General features: G+C 70.9%; 14 protein-coding genes. 9 read left to right on the forward strand and 5 right to left on the reverse strand.

Features of this window, described 5'->3' with window-relative positions:
• Positions 1–15 precede the first annotated feature (15 nt).
• The 7 genes from efeO to raiA all read left to right on the forward strand — a co-directional run bounded on the left by efeO (position 16) and on the right by raiA (position 8539).
• Entirely contained in the window at positions 16–1149 is a 1134-nt protein-coding gene (gene efeO, locus AB0B98_RS17565) for an iron uptake system protein EfeO (RefSeq protein WP_238666598.1), read from the forward strand.
• Positions 1150–1174: 25 nt separating this feature from the next.
• Complete coding sequence (efeB, locus tag AB0B98_RS17570; protein ID WP_238666597.1) at positions 1175–2452, forward strand: iron uptake transporter deferrochelatase/peroxidase subunit; 1278 nt, start codon at positions 1175–1177, stop codon at positions 2450–2452.
• 223 nt (positions 2453–2675) lie between these two features.
• Positions 2676–3365 (forward strand): MtrAB system response regulator MtrA, encoded by a 690-nt coding sequence (gene mtrA, locus AB0B98_RS17575; protein ID WP_030331519.1) that lies wholly within the window; start codon positions 2676–2678, stop codon positions 3363–3365.
• A gap of 12 nt (positions 3366–3377) precedes the next feature.
• Positions 3378–5135: an MtrAB system histidine kinase MtrB gene (mtrB, locus tag AB0B98_RS17580; protein ID WP_238666596.1), complete on the forward strand. Its 1758-nt coding sequence runs from the start codon at positions 3378–3380 to the stop codon at positions 5133–5135.
• Between the two features lie 32 nt (positions 5136–5167).
• Complete coding sequence (locus AB0B98_RS17585; RefSeq protein WP_357363932.1) at positions 5168–6946, forward strand: LpqB family beta-propeller domain-containing protein; 1779 nt, start codon at positions 5168–5170, stop codon at positions 6944–6946.
• A gap of 4 nt (positions 6947–6950) precedes the next feature.
• Positions 6951–7658, forward strand: a complete 708-nt coding sequence (locus tag AB0B98_RS17590; RefSeq protein WP_357363752.1) for a ComF family protein — start codon at positions 6951–6953, stop codon at positions 7656–7658.
• A gap of 245 nt (positions 7659–7903) precedes the next feature.
• Positions 7904–8539, forward strand: a complete 636-nt coding sequence (gene raiA, locus AB0B98_RS17595; protein ID WP_210784508.1) for a ribosome-associated translation inhibitor RaiA — start codon at positions 7904–7906, stop codon at positions 8537–8539.
• A 66-nt stretch (positions 8540–8605) separates the two neighbouring features.
• Here raiA and AB0B98_RS17600 read toward each other — a convergent pair whose 3' ends face one another.
• Together AB0B98_RS17600 and AB0B98_RS17605 are read right to left on the reverse strand one after the other, a co-directional pair.
• Positions 8606–9718, reverse strand: a complete 1113-nt coding sequence (locus tag AB0B98_RS17600; protein ID WP_357363753.1) for a GNAT family N-acetyltransferase — start codon at positions 9716–9718, stop codon at positions 8606–8608.
• Positions 9715–10866, reverse strand: coding sequence for a GNAT family N-acetyltransferase (locus tag AB0B98_RS17605; protein WP_357363755.1), 1152 nt, complete (start codon positions 10864–10866; stop codon positions 9715–9717). The genes AB0B98_RS17600 and AB0B98_RS17605 overlap by 4 nt, the downstream gene beginning before the upstream one ends.
• A gap of 168 nt (positions 10867–11034) precedes the next feature.
• Here AB0B98_RS17605 and secA point away from each other — a divergent pair, with 168 nt between their 5' ends.
• Positions 11035–13962, forward strand: coding sequence for a preprotein translocase subunit SecA (gene secA / locus AB0B98_RS17610; protein WP_357363757.1), 2928 nt, complete (start codon positions 11035–11037; stop codon positions 13960–13962).
• Positions 13963–14066: 104 nt separating this feature from the next.
• On the opposite strand, the gene AB0B98_RS17615 is transcribed toward secA, so the two are convergent.
• Both AB0B98_RS17615 and AB0B98_RS17620 read right to left on the reverse strand, forming a co-directional pair.
• Positions 14067–14663: an Rv3235 family protein gene (locus AB0B98_RS17615; protein WP_357363759.1), complete on the reverse strand. Its 597-nt coding sequence runs from the start codon at positions 14661–14663 to the stop codon at positions 14067–14069.
• Between the two features lie 225 nt (positions 14664–14888).
• The gene (locus AB0B98_RS17620) at positions 14889–15116 is read right to left on the reverse strand and encodes a helix-turn-helix domain-containing protein (RefSeq protein WP_357363761.1); all 228 of its coding nucleotides are present in this window, start codon (positions 15114–15116) and stop codon (positions 14889–14891) included.
• Positions 15117–15331: 215 nt separating this feature from the next.
• On the opposite strand from AB0B98_RS17620, the gene AB0B98_RS17625 reads away from it, so the two are divergent.
• Positions 15332–15841, forward strand: coding sequence for a hypothetical protein (locus AB0B98_RS17625; RefSeq protein ID WP_357363762.1), 510 nt, complete (start codon positions 15332–15334; stop codon positions 15839–15841).
• A gap of 153 nt (positions 15842–15994) precedes the next feature.
• Here the strand turns inward: AB0B98_RS17625 and AB0B98_RS17630 are convergent, their stop codons facing one another.
• A complete protein-coding gene (locus tag AB0B98_RS17630; RefSeq protein WP_357363764.1) occupies positions 15995–17122 on the reverse strand; it encodes a hypothetical protein in 1128 nt (375 codons plus the stop codon).
• Between the last annotated feature and the right edge of the window lie 220 nt (positions 17123–17342).

Here is a 17342-nt window from a genome sequence, read left to right on the forward strand (position 1 = left end):
GAGAGACAGCTTAAGATGCGTACCACCCAGTTCTTTGCGCTGGCCGCCGCCGGTGTGCTGGCGACGGCCGGTGTGGCCGCCTGCTCCGACTCCGACAAGGGTGACTCGGCCGCGTCCGGTGGACCGATCGTGGTCAAGGCCAGCGACACCTCCTGTGAGGTCGGCTCGACCGACCTGGGCGCCGGCACCGCCACCTTCAAGATCACCAATTCGGGCGCGAAGGTGACCGAGTTCTACGTGTACGCCGACGGCGACCGGGTGATGGGCGAGGTGGAGAACATCGCCCCTGGGTTGAGCCGCGAGCTGCACGTGGAGTTGCCGGCCGGCACGTACCAGACGGCCTGCAAGCCGGGGATGAGTGGCAAGGGCATCCGGGGCGCGCTCAAGGTCAGCGGGTCGGCGCAGCCGCTCACCGCCGACGCCGCGCTGGGTGACGCCACCGACAACTACCAGCGCTACGTCAAGAGCCAGACCACCGCGCTGTTGGACAAGACCGAGGAGTTCGTCGCCGCGGTCAAGGCCGGCGATGTGGCGAAGTCCAAGGCGCTCTATCCGGTCGCCCGCACCTACTGGGAGCGGATCGAGCCGGTCGCCGAGATCTTCGGCGACCTCGACCCCAAGATCGACGGCCGCGAGGAGGTCATCGAGGAGGGGATGGAGTTCACCGGCTTCCACCGGATCGAGAAGGACCTCTGGCAGTCCGGTGACATCAGCAAGGACGGCCCCATCGCCGACCGGCTGTTGGTCGACGTCAAGGAGATCGTGGCCAAGGCGAACGCCGAGAAGCTCTCCCCGCTCCAGCTCGCCAACGGTGCCAAGGAACTGCTCGACGAGGTGGCCAGCGGCAAGATCACCGGCGAGGAGGACCGCTACTCGCACACCGACCTGTGGGACTTCGCCGCCAACCTCGAAGGTTCCAAGGCCGCCGTGTCCGCCCTGCGGCCCGCGTTGCAGCAGCGCTCGCCGGAGCTGGTCACCCAGCTGGACACCGAGTTCACCAACGTCGAGGGGTTGCTCGGCAAGCACCGCGTCGGCGACGGGTGGAAGCTGCACACCGCGCTGAGCAAGGCCGAGCTCAAGGAGCTCTCCGACGGGATCAACGCGCTCGCCGAGCCGATCAGCAAGGTCGCCGCGGCCGTCGCCAAGTGACCACCTGGCAGAAAGAGTCGAGTCGATGAGCGGGAGCAGGTTCACCCGGCGCCGGGCGATCACCCTGGCCGGCGCCGGGGTGGCGGGGGTCGCCGGAGTGGCGGCCGGTGCGGGGGCGCTGCTGAACGGCTCCCACGGCCCGGCCGCGGCGAGCGACCACCCGGCCGGGGCGGTGCCGTTCCACGGCGAGCACCAGGCCGGCATCGTCACTCCGGCGCAGGACCGGCTGCACTTCGTGGCCTTCGATGTGATCACCAAGGACCGGGCCCGACTCGTCGAACTGCTTGAGGAGTGGACGGCCGCCGCCGCCCGGATGACGGCGGGGCGCGACGCCGGGGTGCTGGGTGCGGTCGGCGGTATGCCGGAGGCCCCACCGGACGACACCGGTGAAGCACTCGGCCTGCCTCCCTCACAGCTCACCCTCACCATCGGTTTCGGGCCGACGCTGTTCCGCGACGCCGACGGGCGGGACCGCTTCGGCCTCGCCGACCGTCGGCCCGCAGCCCTCGCCGAGCTGCCGAAGTTTCCCGGCGACGCGTTGCAGCCGCAGCTCTCCGGCGGCGACCTCTGCGTCCAGGCCTGTGCCAACGACCCGCAGGTGGCGGTGCACGCGATCCGTAACCTGGCCCGGCTCGGCATGGGTGTGGTGAGCGTCCGTTGGTCGCAGCTCGGCTTCGGCCGCACCTCGTCGACCTCCCGTGAGCAGGCCACCGCACGCAACCTGTTCGGGTTCAAGGACGGCACGGCCAACCTCAAGGCCGAGGACACGGACCTGCTGCGCGACCAGTTGTGGGTGCAGCCGGGCGACGGGCCGGACTGGATGGCCGGAGGCTCGTACCTGGTGACCCGCAAGATCCGGATGCTCGTGGAGACCTGGGACCGGACCTCCCTCGCTGAGCAGGAGGAGATCGTCGGCCGGACCAAGGGCAGCGGCGCGCCGCTGGGTCGCAGCGGCGAGTTCGACGAGCCCGACTTCGCCGCCCGGGGCGCGGACGGGAAGCCGGTGATCGCCGAACACGCCCATGTCACGTTGGCTCATCCAAGTCGGAACGGCGGCGCTCAGCTGCTGCGCCGGGGTTACAACTTCGTCGACGGCTCGGACGGCCTCGGCCGACTCGACGCGGGCCTCTTCTTCATCGCCTACCAGCGTGACCCGCGCCGTCAGTTCGTGCCGATCCAGACCCAGTTGGCTCGGCACGACGTGATGAACGAATACCTGCGACACGTCTCCAGCGGGGTGTTCGCCTGCCCTCCGGGGGTACGCGACGGCGGGGATCACTGGGGGCGTGGGCTGTTCGGCTGACCGTCGTCCGGATGGCGACAACCGGATCGGCCCAGCCTGCGGTAGCGCCAGGCGGCGCCAAAGGGGGATCATGGTCGCAGCCTGGCGATGGCCCGTTCGCGCGCCAGGCACCGTAGCCGTGGCGCCGCCGCCACGGACCGCGATCACCGGTTTCATGGCGGCGCGGAACGTTACCGGCGGACGCTGGTCCCACCGAACTGAATGAGGATGCAATATTAATCCCATGAGAGCCCGCGTACTGGTGGTCGACGATGACCCCGCGCTCGCCGAGATGCTCGGCATCGTGCTGCGCAGTGAGGGTTTCCTGCCCTCGTTCGTGGCGGACGGAGAGCGGGCGTTGGCCGCCTTTCGCGACAGTCGTCCCGATATCGTGCTGCTTGACCTGATGCTTCCCGGTATGAGCGGTATAGACGTCGCGCGGTCCATCCGGGCGGAGTCCGGCGTGCCCATCGTCATGCTGACCGCCAAGAGCGACACCGTGGACGTCGTGCTCGGCCTGGAGTCCGGCGCCGACGACTACGTGGTCAAGCCGTTCAAGCCCAAGGAGCTGGTGGCCCGGATGCGGGCCCGACTGCGCCGAGGCGAGGACGTGGCCCCGGAGATGCTCACCATCGGGCCGCCGGACAACCAGATCACCATCGACGTTCCGGCGCACACGGTGAGCCGCAACGACGAGGAGGTGAAGCTGACTCCGCTGGAGTTCGACCTGCTGGTCGCGCTCGCCCGCAAGCCCCGTCAGGTCTTCACCCGCGAGGTGCTGCTCGAGCAGGTCTGGGGCTACCGGCACGCGGCCGACACCCGCCTGGTCAACGTGCACGTCCAGCGGTTGCGGGCCAAGATCGAGCCGGACCCGGAGCGACCGGAAATCATCCTCACCGTGCGGGGCGTGGGCTACAAGGCAGGGACCGGATAGCCTGGTCGCACTGTGTCGACCTCGCCGCCCCCACCCTCCCCGAGTACGGCTGCCCGCCGGCCCAGCGCCGGCGGGGAGCTCTGGCGTGCGGTGAGCGGTCGGGTCGCTCGTGCGGTGGGTCGGGCACATCAGACCTGGCGCCGCTCGCTCCAGGTCCGGGTCGTGACCATCACGCTGGTCGCGTCCAGCCTGCTGGTCGGCGGGTTCGCGTTCCTGATCGCTGACAAGATCACCACCATCCTGCTCGACAGCGCTCGCAGCGATGTCCGACAGCGGGTGACCAGCGGTGCCAGCTACGCGGCCAAGCAGGTCTCCTTCTACCGGCAGCCGCAGGAGGCGCAACTCCAGGAGACCATCGACGGCACTGTCAACTACCTGGCCGGCGGCGACCCCCAGCAGACCAGCGGGGTGGTGGTGGCGATCACCGCCGACGACTACCCCAACGACATCCAGACCCGCACCTCCCCGTCTGCCAACGTCCAGTCGCTGATCAGCCCCGAGCTGCGCGCCGCGATCGCCGACGGCAAGGTGGCCAGCCAGATCCGCACCGGGCGACTCACCGGCGAGACCACCAAATACCTGGTCTACGGCTCGCCGGTGCCCACCAGCTTCGGCCAGATCGAGCTCTACTACCTGGTGCCGCTGGGCCGGCAGGACGTGACCGCCGCCGACGCCCGAGCCACGGTCGTGGCCACCGGAGTCGCGCTGGTGATCCTGCTCGGGTTGCTCGCGGCGTTGGTGACCCGGCTGGTGGTCAACCCGGTCCGGGTCGCCGCGCGGACTGCCCAGCGGCTCTCCGCGGGCCTGCTCGACCAGCGGATGGTGGTCAACGGCGAGGACGACCTGGCCCTGCTCGCCGCGTCGTTCAACCAGATGGCCACCAACCTGCAACGGCAGATCCTGCGGCTGGAGGAGATGTCCCGGTTGCAGCGCCGCTTCACCTCCGACGTCTCCCACGAGCTGCGTACGCCGTTGACCACGGTTCGGATGGCCGCTGACCTGATCTTCGCCGAGCGCGACGAGTTCGACCCGGCGGTCGCCCGCAGCGCGGAGCTGCTCCAGGCCGAGTTGGACCGATTCGAGGAACTGCTGACCGACCTGCTGGAGATCAGCCGGTTCGACGCGGGCTTCGCCATGCTGGATTCCGAACCGACCGACCTGGTGCCGGTGGTGCACCGGGTGGTCGACCGGCTGGCTGGCCTGGCCGAGCGGGTGGGCGTACCCATCGAACTCGACCTGCCGGGCACGCCGGTGATCGCCGAGGTCGACCCGCGCCGGGTCGAGCGGGTGTTGCGCAACCTGGTCGGCAACGCCGTCGAGCACGGCGAGGCCCGCCCGGTGCTGATCACCCTCGGCATCGACGAGACCGCCGTGGCGATCACCGTCCGCGACCACGGTGTGGGGCTGAAGGTGGGCGAGGAGAAGCTGGTGTTCAACCGGTTCTGGCGGGCGGACCCGTCCCGGGCTCGGCAGACCGGGGGCACCGGGCTGGGCCTGTCGATCAGCCTGGAGGACGCTCGGCTGCACGGCGGCTGGCTGGAGGCGTGGGGTGCCCCCGGGCAGGGCGCGCAGTTCCGGCTCACCCTGCCGGCCCGTGCGGGCGATCGGCTGACCACCTCGCCGCTGCGGCTGGTGCCGGCCGACGCCGCCCTGCCGTTCGGCGGACCCCGCGACGGTGGGCCACTGGCCATCGGGCCCGGCACCGGCGGGGCGTTGGCGATCGGCCCGGCTCCGGTTGGGGACGGCCAGCGGACGGAGGTGCGCTCGTGAGACGGCCAACCCTGCTCGGGGCGTTCGGCGTGATGGTGCTGCTGGGGGCCGGCTGTGGCATCCCAGCGGCGTCCGACGTGCGGGTGGACGGCAAGGGCGGCGCCGCGACCGAGGCCGGCGTGATCAGTCGGGGCAGTGAGCCACCGACGCGGACGGCCAGCGGCAGCGTCAACGAGGCCTTCGTCCGCAACTTCCTGTCCGCCGCCGCCGGCGAGCCGGATCGGGCGTACGAGCGGGTCAAGGCGTACATCGCCCCGGAGGACAAGAGCCGCCTGCAGGACAAGAAGGGCAGCGAGGTCGCGCTGAACGTGGTCCGGCTGCGCGAGGCGGTCTACACCCTCAACAGAGACTCGACCACGACCGTGAAGATCGCCGTGCAGCAGATCGGCGTGCTGCGGGCCAACGGCACCCTGGCCCCACCGGTGTCGACCGAGACGGAGTACGAGTTCGGCCTGCGCAGCGCGTCCTTCAACAGCGGCGTCAACGACGAACGGGCCGGCTTGTACGTGATCAACCCGCCCAACGTGCTGCTGCTCAGCGACACCGCCCTTCAGCAGTACTACCAGAGCGAGACGATCTACTTCTGGAGTTCGGACCGCAGCCGCCTGGTGCCCGATCAGCGCTACCGGCCGCAGGCGGTGCCGGTCGAGCGGCAGGTCAACGAGGTGGTGAAGTGGCTGGTCGGCGGTCCCTCCGACTGGTTGCGCCCGGGAGTCGTCGGGCTGCCGGACCGCACCGAGCTGATCAACAACGCCACCGGCGGCAACGGTCGGTGGGAGGTCAACCTGGACATGTCCGGTGACGACCAGAGCGGGATCGATCAGTTGATCACGCAGATCGCCTGGTCGTTGGGCGACCTCACCGGTCAGCTCGAGTTGAAGATCCGTAACAACGCGCAGCCCGTGGTGGACCTGGGCGAGCGACGAGACTCCCAGGTGCTCTATCCGTATGCCGCCAGCCCGCAGCGGTTCGGTGTGTACGACGGGGCGATCCACCCACTCGACTTCGACGGCGAGCCCAGCGGCACTGTCCCGTTGACACCCGAGGCCAACCGTAACGTCGTCTCCGCCGGCCTCGGGCTGGCCAAGGACCGCCGGATCCTCGCCGCGATGGTGGTCGCCGGCAGCGGCAAGAACCGGTACCGACTCGCCGTGGGCACCGGCGTCGACCCGGTCTCCGTGATCAGCCGCAGCGGCACCGAGTACTCCTCGATCGGCCGACCGGTCTGGCTGCGTACCGTCGACAACCGCCCCAGCCGCGGCCTGGTGGTGGCCGACGGGCAGCTCTACCGGTTCGACGAGGCGGCCCGGATGTATCCGGTGCCGCTCAACCTGCCGTCCGCCGCGGTCACCGCGGTGGCCGCCGCGCTGGACGGCCAGCGGGTGGCACTGATCGCCGGGGGCCGTCTCTACGTCGCCGCGGTCAACCTCGACGGCGGCGGGGCCTCCGTCGGTCCGCCCCGAGAGTTGGTCACCTCGCTGACCAACCCCACGGCGGTTGACTGGGGCGGGGAGGACCAGCTGGTGGTGGCGGGGTCCTTCGGCCAGCCGGCGATCTACGAGATCAGTGTCGACGGCGCCCTGGAGACGCCGTTGAAGACCGACCTCGGTGCCAAGGTCAACCATCTGACCGCGTATCCGACCAACCGCAGTGTGCGGGCGTCCAGCGGGGCGTACATGTACGAGGCGAACGGGGTGGCCTACCGCAGCAGCCCGTTCGAACGGATCGAGCCCGACCGGGTACGCGACATCGCCCCGGTGCCGACCGGCGTGCGCCCGAGCAGCCCGTCCGCCCCGTTCTTCCTCTACTGACCCCGTGAGCGGGCTCTGGGCGGACCTCGCCGACCTGGTGCTGCCCGCCGACTGCGCCGCTTGTCGGGAGCGCCGACCCGGCCTGCGGCACGGGGTCTGCCCAGCCTGTGTCGCGGCGCTCGGCCAACTGCGGCCCCGGGCGGTCCGCCCCACACCCGCCCCGCCGGGCCTGCCGTCCTGCGTCGCACTCGGCCCGTACGCGGGTCCGCTGCGTGAGGCTCTGCTGGCGTACAAGGAACACGGCCGACACGGGCTGGCCCGCCCGCTCGGCGCGCTGCTCGCCGAGGTCGTCGCGACGGCCGTTGGCGGGGCCCGTCCGCTGGCGTTGGTTCCGGTCCCGGACACCGCGGCGGCGGCCCGGTCCCGCTACGGGGACCACCTCGACCGGCTTGCCCGGCACTGCGCGGCCCGGCTGAACCGGAGCGGTTGGGCGGTGCGGGTGCACCGTCCGCTGCGGGCGTCGCCCCGGCCCGACTCGGTCACCCTTGACAGCGCCGGGCGCGCGGCGGCGGCCGAGGCGGCCTTCCAGCCCCGCTCGATCGGGCCGGTCCGGGGTCGTACCGGGGGCGCGACGCCGGTGGTGGTGCTGCTCGACGACATCGTCACCACCGGCGTGACCCTCGCCGCCGCGAGCCGGGTGCTGACCGCCACAGGATGGGCACCGAGTGTGGCGGCGGTGCTCGCGGCGACCGAGAAAAGACACCAGTCGTAACCGATAGTGTTTCCGTTTCACCCGTTGGTGTATGAGCTGCGAAAAATCCTGGGCCGTCTCGGCAACATGGGGTGACTGCCGGGCAAACAGGAGTTAGCGTTTCGCTGTCGGGGGTAGGAGGTCGTTCCAACCGCCCCTGGCGGTGAGAGGAGGCGTAGCCGTACCAACCGGTCGACGCCAGCGGGTCTCCCCACGGCGCGCGGCCGGGTAACCGGATCGAAGACCGTCCGAACAAGGGAGGTCACGTGGACATCGTGGTCAAGGGCCGAAACGTCGAAGTGCCGGACCATTACCGGGTACACGTAGCCGAGAAACTCGCGAAGATCGAACGCTACGACCACAAACTTATTCGCGTTGATGTCGAGCTGTTTCACGAGCGCAATCCGCGCCAGGCCGACCACTGCCAGCGGGTGGAGATCACCTGCGTATCCCGAGGTCCGGTGATTCGGGCCGAAGCCTGCACGAACGACTTCTACAGCGCGCTCGACGCGGCCATCGCGAAGCTCGACACCCGGCTACGCCGCGCGGCCGACCGCCGCCGCGTACACCGTGGCCGGCACGCGCCGATCTCCGTCGCCGAGGCCACAGCGGGCCTTCCGGTCGCGGACCTGGTGCCCAGCGCGCTGAGCGCGCCGAGCGACGGCGCCCGCGCCGGCACCGCTGTCGCGGAGCGGGTCGAAGAGGAGCAGGACGACCAGCCGTGGCACATCGCCCGGGAGAAGGTGCACCCGGCCGAGCCGATGACCATCGACGACGCGTTGTTCGAGATGGAGCTGGTCGGCCACGACTTCTACCTCTTCCAGGACAAGGAGTCCGGCCGCCCCAGCGTCGTCTACCGGCGCCACGCGTATGACTACGGCATCATCTCCCTCGCCACCTGACCGGTAACCGATCCGTGTCGATCATGGAGTTGTGGTGGGGAACGCCCACCACAACTCCATGATCCGTCAACGCAGGTCGGCCGGGAGCAGCGCGAAGGTCAGGTCGTCCAGACGGGCGCCGGCCAGCCCGGGCAGCCGGCCACGCTGAAGGCCCTCGCGCTGAAACCCGACCCGCTCCAGCACCCGGTGCGACGCGGTGTTGTCCGGCACCGTGCCCGCCGACAGCCGGGCGATACCGGCCGGACCGAACGCCCAGTCCGCGAGCAGCCGGACCGCCCTCGTCGCGTACCCCCGGCCGCGCCAGTCCGGCAGCAACGCGTAGCCGACCGACGCCTCGCCGGCGGCCACGTCCGTGTACGACAAGCCGCAACTGCCCACGGGCTCGCCGCTCGCCACATCCAGAATCAGCAGCCGGGCGATCTCGCCGGTCAGCCAGCCGCTCTGCGCGAGACGACAACGCCGCTCGATCGCCTCGCGGGTCGGTGGCACCGGTGGCGCCTGGTTCGCCACCACCTCGGGTCGGCTGTGCAGTCGGTACATCAGCGCCGCGTCGTCCGGCCCGAGTGGGCGCAGCCCCACCACCTGGTCGGTGAGCACCCCGCCGGGCAGGTCGGGCAGCAGCCGGGTGGCCGGGCCGGACGGATCACCGGCGACGCGTACCCAGGCCAGCAGATCGTGCCGACCCCCGTCGCCGGACGCACCGGCGGACCGACGCAGACCCTCGTAGCGGAAGCCGGCGGCCAGCGCGACCCGCTGGCTCGGACCGTTCTCCGGTTCGGTCAGCAGCTCCAGTCTGGCCGCCCCGGCGGCGAACGCGTGCTCGCTCAGCGCGCGGGTCGCCGCGGTCGCCAGCCCGCGACCGCGCGCCGCCGGTCGCATCCAGTAACCGATCTCCAGCTGACCCCGGGCGGGCACCGGGTTGTTCAGCCCCACCGCGCCGAGCAACCGATCCGTCGCGGGGTCCGCGACGGCGTACGCCGCGCCGCCGCCGGTCCAGGCCGTCGGGGCGCCGACGTCGATCCACCAGCGGGCGTCGGTCTCGGTGTACGGGGTCGGCAGGTTCGACACGAACCGTTGAGTCAGCGGGTCCGCGCAGCCGTCGACCACGTCGGCGCTGTCCGCGGCGCGAAACGGGCGCAGCCGCACCCCGTGCGCCTCGACGACCGGCCGCAGACTCATCCCAGATCCTTCGCGAGAAGCGCCCCGACCCACACGTCCACCCGTTCGCCCCGGTGCTGCACACCGCCCCGGGCGGTCCCCTCGACCAGGAAGCCCGCCTTCTCCGCCGCCCGGCGGGAGGCGGTGTTGCCCACGTTCGCCTTCCACTCGATCCGCGCCAGGCCCAACGTGCTGAACCCCCACGCGCTCAGTGCCACCAGCGCGGCCGGCAGGTAACCCCGACCACGGGCCGCCGGAGCGGTCATGAAGCCCACGTCGGCCAGCAGCGGGTCGGCGGGGGAGAGCCGCAGGTCGAGCGTCCCCACGTACCGGTCGTCGGAGTCGGCGATCACGAAGCAGGTGGCGTCCCCCCGAGCCCAGGCGTCCCGGCCGTAAGCCTGGTAGCCCTGCGCGTCGGCGCGCTCGTACGGGTCCGGCACCGTCGTCCAGCGGATGCTCTCCGGGTCCCGGCAGGTCTGCACCACGGCGTCCAGGTCCTTCTCCTCCATGGGCCGCAGACGCAGCTCGCCGGCCCCGGTCTCGGCGAACAGGACGGGCTGCGAGCGGCCGAAGACGGCGGCCCGTCGGGCGGCGAGGGTGCCCGGTCCGGCCGGACCGGTCGACCCGGCGGCCGGCACCTCGCCGGGCAGCAGCGAGCCGATCCAGCCGTCCGCGCTGCCGGGCAGCGCCGGGTTGGCCAGCCGCAACCTGCCGTCGACCCGGAAACCGGCCCGCAGTGCCACCAGCCGGGAGGCGTGGTTGCCCACCTCGGCCTGCCAGATGAGCCGGCGAAGCCCGAGGGTGTCGAAGGACCAGCGGGCCACCGCCCGGGTCGCACGGACCATCACGCCCCGACCACGCGCCCAGGGTGCCGTCCAGTAGCCGACCTCGCCGGTGCCGTCCTTGTCGATCGAGATCAGCCCGCTGGAACCCAGCAGTTCCCCGGTGCTCGGGTCGCAGACCGCGAACGGCGCCCCGGTGCCCTCGGCCCAGGCCTTCCGGCTCATCTCGGTGACAAATCCGTGGGCGTGTTCCGGCCGGTACGGGCGCGGTACGGTGGTCCAACGCTGAATGTCCGGGTCCTGGCAGGCTCGGTGCACGGCCTCGGCATCCGTCTCTCGCCAGGGCCGCAGCAGCACGCCGTCCTCGATGATCTCCACGAGCTCCACCCGTGCATCCTGCCGTAGCGTTCGCCGACGGCGTAACCGGATAACGTTTGGGGCGTGTGCAGGACGCGAGTTATGTCGGGTTCGGCGGGGTCGAGCACCGCCACCAGTGACCATCGCGCCGATGGAGCGCCTACGATGGTTCGAGACTGTCTAGGGGAGCGTTGATCCGTGTCGATTCTGGAAAAGGTCCTTAACGCGGGCGAGGGCCGCATGGTGCGCCGGCTCAAGGCCATCGCCGCCGCCGTCACCTCGATCGAGGACGACTACGTCAACCTCACCGACGAGGAGCTGGCCGGCATGACCGAGCAGTTCCGGGAGCGGCTCGACGAGGGCGAGACCCTCGACGACCTGCTGCCGGAGGCGTTCGCGGTGGCCCGCGAAGCGGCTGCCAGGGTGCTCGGCCAGCGCCCGTACGACGTCCAGGTGATGGGCGGCGCGGCGCTGCACTTCGGCAACATCGCCGAGATGAAGACCGGTGAGGGTAAGACGCTGACCTCGGTCATGGCCGTCTACCTCAACGCGCTCTCCGGCAAGGGCGTCCACGTGATCACGGTCAACGACTACCTCGCCCAGCGTGACGCGGCGTGGATGGGTCGGGTGCACGAGTTCCTCGGGCTGACCGTCGGCGTGGTCCTGCCCAACCGGCCGGCCAGCGAGCACAAGGCCGCCTACGAGTGCGACATCACCTACGGCACCAACAACGAGTTCGGCTTCGACTACCTGCGCGACAACATGGCCTGGTCGAAGGACGAGCTGGTGCAGCGCGGGCACAACTTCGCGGTGGTCGACGAGGTCGACTCCATCCTGATCGACGAGGCCCGCACCCCGCTGATCATCTCCGGCCCGGCCGAGCATTCCGCCCGCTGGTACGGCGAGTTCGCCGGCGTGGTGGCCAGGCTCCAGCCCGGCACCGACGGCGAGGGCGACTACGAGGTCGACCACTCCAAGCGCACCATCGCGGTGACCGAGCGGGGTGTCGCCAAGGTCGAGGACCGGCTCGGCATCGACAACCTGTACGAGTCGGTGAACACCCCGCTGGTCGGCTACCTCAACAACGCCATCAAGGCCAAGGAGCTCTACAAGCGCGACAAGGACTACATCGTCAGCGACGGTGAGGTCCTGATCGTCGACGAGTTCACCGGTCGCATCCTGCACGGCCGTCGCTACAACGAGGGCATGCACCAGGCGATCGAGGCCAAGGAGGGGGTGGAGATCAAGCAGGAGAACCAGACCCTGGCCACCATCACCCTCCAGAACTACTTCCGCCTCTACGAGAAGCTGTCCGGGATGACCGGTACGGCGCAGACCGAGGCGAGCGAGTTCAACAAGGTCTACAAGGTCGGCGTCGTGACCATCCCGACCCACCGCCCGATGGTTCGCGAGGACCGGCCGGACGTCATCTACAAGACGGAGAAGGCCAAGTTCAACGCCGTCATCGAGGACATCGCCGAGCGGCACCAGATGGGCCAGCCGGTGCTGGTGGGCACCGTCTCGGTGGAAAACTCCGAGATCCTCTCCCAACTGCTGCGCCGCCGCGGCATCCCGCACAACGTGCTGAACGCAAAGTTCCACGCCCGGGAGGCCGAGATCGTCGCCCAGGCAGGGCGTAAGGGCGCCGTCACAGTGGCGACCAACATGGCCGGCCGCGGCACCGACATCCTGCTCGGCGGCAACGCCGAGTTCCTCGCCGCGAACGAGCTGCGCCAGCGCGGCCTCGACCCGGTGGAAAACGAGGAAGAGTACGCCAAGGCGATGGAGGAGGTCCTTCCCACCTGGAAGCAGGCCTGCGACGCCGAGGCGGACGAGGTCTCCGCAGCCGGCGGCCTCTACGTGCTGGGCACCGAGCGGCACGAGTCCCGGCGGATCGACAACCAGCTGCGTGGTCGCGCCGGCCGGCAGGGCGACCCGGGCGAGTCCCGTTTCTACCTGTCCCTGCAGGACGAGCTGATGCGGCGCTTCCGGGCCGGAGCGGTCGAGGCGGTGATGGAGCGCTTCAACATCCCGGAGGACGTGCCCATCGAGTCGAAGATGGTCACCCGGCAGATCAAGAGCGCCCAGGCCCAGATCGAGGGCCAGAACGCCGAGATCCGCAAGAACGTGCTCAAGTACGACGAGGTGCTCAACAAGCAGCGCCAGGTCGTCTACGCCGAGCGGCTCCGGGTGCTCAACGGTGAAGACCTCTCCGACCAGGTTCGCAACATGATCGACGACACCGTCGAGGCGTACGTGCGGGGTGCCACCTCGGACGGCTACGGCGAAGACTGGGACCTTGAGCAGCTCTGGTCCAGCCTCAAGCAGCTCTACCCGGTCGGCGTGACGATCGAGGAGTTGGAAGAGGAAGCCGGTGGCTCCCGGGCTGGCATGGACAGCGACTTCCTGGTCGCCCGCCTCAAGGACGACGCCAACGCCGCCTACGACCGGCGTGAGGAGCAGCTCGGCACCGAGGGGGTGCGCCAGCTCGAGCGGATGGTGCTGCTCCAGGTCATCGACCGCAAGTGGCGCGAGCACCTCTACGAGATGGACTACCTCCAGGAGGGCATCAACCTCCGGGCGTACGCCCAGCGCGACCCCGTGGTGGAATACCAGCGCGAGGGCTTCGACATGTTCGCCACCATGATGGACGGCATCAAGGAGGAGACCGTCGGTTTCCTCTACAACGTCGACGTCCAGGTGACCGAACCGGAGCCGGAAGAGGGGGCCGACGAGGTCACCCTGCTCGACAAGCCGGTGGAGATCCGGGCCAAGGGCCTCAACCAGGCGCCGCGTCGGCAGGGGCTGCAATACTCCGCCCCCACCATCGACGGTGAGGCCAGCCCGGGCGCTGTCGCCGTGGAGCAGGCCGAGCAGCAGGCTCCGGCGCTCGGTGTGGGCCGACCGGCTCCGGGTGCTCCGGCGGCACCGGGGCGGAGCGCGCCGTCCGCGCCGCAGCGGCCGGCATCCGGGCTGCGTGGCCCGGCAGTTCCGTCGGCCGCCGCCCGTCGGCCGGCACCGAACCAGGCGGAGGCGAGCAACGGCCCGTCCCGCAACGCGCCGTGCCCGTGTGGCTCGGGCCGCAAGTACAAGCGCTGCCACGGCGCACCCAACGGCGGCAACTGACCAACAGCAGCTGCACCGACAGCTTCTGACCGACGGGTCCCGGCCGAGCAGGCCGGGGCCCGTCGGTGTCTTGTGAGCCTCGCCGGCGAGCGGGGCAGGTGGGGTCAGAGCACGTGCAGGGCAACGCAGAGCCAGCGGCCCCGGCGATGTTCGAGGCGCAGTGCCATCGCCCAACTTCGGCCGGCCGCGCCGGTGAGGACGGCTGCCGCCTCCACCGCGGCCTCCCGGGGCGCGCAGACCCGCAGGCGTAGCAACCGGACCAGTGGTCGGCCGGTGCGGCGGCGGGATGTCCCGGCCCGGCCGGATGCGCGGGCGAGTTCGGTCAGCAGGTCGCCCGCCCGGGTCGGGTCGAGCAGCGCTCGCACCTGGGCCGGCGAGCGGTAGCCGTTGACCACCTCCAGGCAGGAGCCGACGAAGCGGTGCGCGGCCCGGGTGGTTTCCGGTGCTGTCGACGGCGGCAACGACGCGACCGGGTTGGTGGCGATGGACCGGCTGGGCACCGGGCGCAGGGCTGCTCGCCGCTCCGGCGGCCGGACCGGGCTGGGCCGGGTGGAGGCGAACAGGTCGAGGGCGAGTTGACCGTCGGTCGCCACCGGCCAGTACGACCCGTCGGTCTCGTCCACGTATGGCGGGTCGAAGGGCGGAACGGGACGCAGCCGAACGGGTGGTCGGGAAGGACCGGGTCGCGCTCCGCTCATCATGGCCCCTTGATCTTGCGTTTGCCTTCGTTTGCCTCCGACACGCTCGATTCTGAGCGACAGAACGGCCTCGGTCAATGCTTCGTGGCCTCCGCGGCCCGACAAGGCGCATGATCCACTCGGGTTCCTTGAAATCGCGTGGTCCCAGCAGCCCTGACGCCCCCGACTTCCGTGAAACCGAGTCGATCATGCTCCGGGAGTCAGGCTGGAGAGCGCATCGGGCTTCTCCTACTCGGGGTCGCGGTCGACCAGCGGGTTGCTCTGCACCCAGTTGGCTGTCTCGTCATATTTGCGCGCTATGTACTCCTCCAGCCGAGCGCGCTCGACGCGCCACTGGCCGCGTCCGCCGATCTTTATCGCCGGCAGTTCTCCGCTGCGCACCATGTGGTAGACCTGCGAGTCCGACACGTTGAGCTCGGCGGCCACGTCGGAGAGCAGCAGGAACCTCGGCTCCACAGGAACTCCCGGGGTTGATGTCGTTTGGCTCAGTTTGCCACCGACAGCCCTCGCCGCCCAGCACCGGACCGGGTCGGCGGCGGACCAACCACGCGGGACACACCGGCTGGGAACTTCCTCCGGCCGGAGGCGGGGTGTATGACGGTCACGGCGTGCGGCATGATCGGCGCCCGTGCCGGCGTCCGCCGGTGGTGGACGACGCGGGGAGACGACAGGTGACCGACGAGCTTGTCCGGGTGTACGTGCCGGCGACGGTACCGATGCTGGCCCGGCTGCGTGCGGAAGGGCTGGCCGCCGACCAGGCGCACGCCGTGACTCCGGCCCTGCGCGAGTGGTACGCCGAGGGTGACGAGGAGGAGTTGGAGTACGTCGCCTTCACCCGGGCTGCCCAGGACGCCCTGCACCTGCTCCGGGCCGACCCGACCGCTCCCCGCCGTCGCGTGGTCATCTCGGTCGACCTGCCGTCGGCGGCGATCGGGCGTGGCGACGGTGAGTTGGGCTCCAGCGCCGTGACGTTGACCGACGCCGTGCCGGTGGGCGCCGTCGCGGCAATCCACGTGGACGGCGCGGATGCGGCCGAGGAGGTCGGCGCGGCGGTTGACGTCGTGGCCGAGGCGGCGGCTGGTGACCCGGATGCCCAGTTCACCGTCGACGGCGCCGAGGACCACGAGCTGGAGTGGTACGACGTGACGGAGCTGGACGAGCTGCTGCGCGCTACCGACTGAGCCGGACGCCGCCCCCGGTAGCAGCCTGAGTCGGACATCCGGCCCGGGCTGAAGGGACGCCTCGGTCAGGGGTTGATCAGTTTCCAGTGGCCCTCGGAGATGACGTCAACGGAACCAGCGTCCCGGCCCGGCAACAAGGGCTGCGGCCAGGCGTCAGCGAGCCGGGTCAGCCTTCGCCGGGTCCGCGTCGGCCGTGTCGGCTGCGTCGAACGTCTCGGCCGGGTCGGCGTCGAACGCCTTGGCGTAGCCCGGCTTGTCGTCCGCCGGGTCGACCTGGTCCGCGACGGGGTCCGGGTGGTGGGCCGGTTCGTCGTCGTCGCTGTGGGCCGGGCTGAGCGTGCGGCCGAACGCGATGAGCGCGGTGAGCGCCCCCACGAAGAGCACCCAGATGCCGTTGTCCACCCGCGAGGTGCCCAGCGATGTCTGGGCTACCGCGTCCGCCTCACTGAGCGCGCTGGCAAGGTCGAGCAGCGACCGGCCGCCAACCCTGATGATCACTTCGGCGAGCAGCAGGAGGAGCCCCGGCCCGGCGCCGGCGAGCAGGTAGGCCGGCCAGCGCAGCGCCGGGGCCTCGGGATCGCGGCGGACGGCTCGACGCCGTGCCCAGGTCAGGTATCCGAAGGCCAGTAGCCCGGCGAGCAGCCCGGCGACGAGCGATTCGGTACGCGACACCCACTTGGCTGCGTTGATCAACGATTCCTGGCTGTCGCCGGAGCCGAAGAGGTCGAACAGCGGGTCCCGGGCGCGGCTGAACGCGACAACGAAGATCAGCGTGCCCAGCGCGGCGGTGATGACAGCTCCGACCGCCGGGGCGGTTCGCGCGCCGGCCAGCGCGCCTCCGATGATCGCCGCAGCCGCCGTGGTGCCGGCGATCACGTTGGTGGTGGACGTGTCGAAGTAGGTGAGGTTGATGGCCACCGCGGCCGCAAGCCCGACCAGCATTCCGCCGCCGATCGCCCCGGCGAAGCGAAGGGTGGCCCAGTCGCCGTAGCGGCGGGCCAGCAGGTTGCCACCGGCCAGTGCGACGGCCGCCCCGGCCACCAGCGCGGCCGAGATCACGCCGGGCAGGGCGAACGCGGAGAGGCTGATCGCGGTGACCCCGGCCGCCGCCGAGGTGATGGCCTCCCGGGTGGACCAGAGCATGGCGGCCAGCCAACCGAGCGCCAGCAGCGCGAGCACTGCGGCGCCGGGGGCGGGCAGCGGCCGTTTGCCGGCGCTGGCCGCGTCGACCGCCGGCTCGTCCGACTCAGCGGCCGGGACGCGGCCGGGCTGCTTGGTCATCGTCTCCCCTTCGAGGCGGCAGGTCACCGACCATTCAGGGTACGCGGGCCCGCTGGGCTGGCTGTCGCCCCGGGACGGATCGAGAGCGGTCGGTAAGGGGAGGAGGGGTGGGGCGGTCCTTGGCGCAGGGCGGTGGCGGAGGTGGGTCGCGTGGCCCGTCGTGGGAGAATCAGGGGAGGTCCCGCCGCTGCTCGGCCTCCCGTGCGGCGTCCGGTGTCCG

The organism is Micromonospora sp. NPDC048947, assembly GCF_040649495.1.
GTDB classification, from domain to species: Bacteria; Actinomycetota; Actinomycetes; order Mycobacteriales; family Micromonosporaceae; genus Micromonospora; species Micromonospora alfalfae.

Bases quoted from the DNA above. Each gene is read 5' to 3' on its own strand.
- efeO (WP_238666598.1), top strand. From the start codon at position 16: ATGCGTACCACCCAGTTCTTTGCGCTGGCCGCCGCCGGTGTGCTGGCG.
- efeB (WP_238666597.1), top strand. From the start codon at position 1,175: ATGAGCGGGAGCAGGTTCACCCGGCGCCGGGCGATCACCCTGGCCGGC.
- mtrA (WP_030331519.1), top strand. From the start codon at position 2,676: ATGAGAGCCCGCGTACTGGTGGTCGACGATGACCCCGCGCTCGCCGAG.
- AB0B98_RS17585 (WP_357363932.1), top strand. From the start codon at position 5,168: ATGGTGCTGCTGGGGGCCGGCTGTGGCATCCCAGCGGCGTCCGACGTG.
- AB0B98_RS17600 (WP_357363753.1), bottom strand. From the start codon at position 9,718: ATGAGTCTGCGGCCGGTCGTCGAGGCGCACGGGGTGCGGCTGCGCCCG.
- AB0B98_RS17615 (WP_357363759.1), bottom strand. From the start codon at position 14,663: ATGATGAGCGGAGCGCGACCCGGTCCTTCCCGACCACCCGTTCGGCTG.
- AB0B98_RS17630 (WP_357363764.1), bottom strand. From the start codon at position 17,122: ATGACCAAGCAGCCCGGCCGCGTCCCGGCCGCTGAGTCGGACGAGCCG.